General features: G+C 56.8%; 1 protein-coding gene. It reads left to right on the plus strand.

Translation table 11 applies throughout. The annotated features are described in order from the left end of the window. The coding region (locus ACFO8Q_RS01110; protein WP_380023644.1) for a hypothetical protein at positions 1-443 on the plus strand (443 nt) is incomplete at its 5' end. Positions 444-553: the final 110 nt, after the last annotated feature.

The following is a 553-nucleotide window of genomic DNA, read 5'->3' on the forward strand; positions in this document are numbered from 1 at the left end:
CATTTGCCTACTTTGGCGGGACAACGCCATTTGACGCGTTGACGGCCGGGGCATTTGCCCCAACCGATCACCTTCCGGCCAATCGGGCACACGGGAACGCCGTCCGAACCGATTTCCATATCGTTGTATACCAGTTTGCCGGAACGCCTGAGGTTCAGGTCGATGATGGCGGAGACATCATCGTGTTCCAGCAGGGTATAGATCGGGAGGGCGTCGTGGGCCGAATCCAAGATCGCCTCTCCCACTTTCCAACCCGAATACCAGTAACGGAACTCGCGGTAGCCGCAAATCCAGGACACGGAGTCATGCCGGCTGGCGCGAAACAGTCGCGGATAGACCGGAAGATCGTAGGGACTGTCCGCAGCACAAAACATGTAGAGGGTTCGACCGTAGTAATATTTCTCACGGTAGCTGTCCCAGCCCCAATCGGCATCGGGATCTGAGAACTGGCGCTCACAGGAACATTTCCAATTGCCTTTTTTACGGCAGTCGCAAAGGAATTTTCCGTACGCCCGCGCTCCCGTTTCAACGGGGGAACCATCTCCGATGACGC

Source organism: Effusibacillus consociatus (genome assembly GCF_042652925.1).
Lineage (GTDB): Bacteria > Bacillota > Bacilli > Tumebacillales > Effusibacillaceae > Effusibacillus > Effusibacillus consociatus.